This is a genomic window from Bradyrhizobium sp. P3_C3 (assembly GCF_056402655.1).
The window spans coordinates 1-696 of the sequence record NZ_JBFUGY010000147.1; the positions used below are offsets into that span (position 1 = coordinate 1).

Sequence of the window (696 nt, forward strand, 5' to 3'; positions counted from 1 at the left end):
GGTCTCGACCTGGGCTCGTCGGCGCGCGATGGTCTCGACCTGGGCTCGTCGGCGCGCGATGAGGAGGTTGTAGCGTTTGAGCCTGGGCGGCAGTTCCGGATGATGTCTGTTGGGCCGACGAGCGATGCGGGGYTTCTTGCCTTCCGCCTTCAGCCGGGCCCGTCGGGCATGGGTGTCGTAAGCCGCATCGGCCCAGACCACGGCTTCATCGCCGCGAATCAAAGCGTCCGCCGGTGTCGTGTCGTTGATGTTGGCCGGTGTGGTCAGTACCGCGCGGATCAAGCCGGATCCTTCGTCGACACCGACATGGGCCTTGTAACCGAACGTCGTGCCGCTCTTGCCTTGCCGCTTGGTGAAGCGGGCGTCGGGATCGTTTGAGGGGCGATCCTCCTTCGGAGGAGCCGACACCGCCTGGATCAAGGTCGCATCCAGCATCGTGCCGCGCTTGAGGATGACGCCGGCATTCTCAAGCTGACGATCCAGCTCACCAAACAGCTTCTCTAGCAGGCCTTGTTCGACAAGCTGGTTCCGAAAGCGGTTCAGGACCGTATGGTCGGGCGTCGCATCCTCAAGGCTCAAACCGACGAAGCGCTTGAACGACAACCGGTCGCCCAGCGCTTCCTCGAGTTCGCGCTCCGAAAGACCATACAGCGACTGCAACAGCACAGCACGAAACAGCACCAGCACCGGATAGCC

General features: G+C 63.0%; 1 protein-coding gene. It reads right to left on the minus strand.

From position 1 onward, the window contains the following. A partial coding sequence (locus AC1DW2_RS43850; RefSeq protein ID WP_477009218.1) for an IS5 family transposase occupies window positions 1–696 on the minus strand: 696 nt, incomplete at both ends.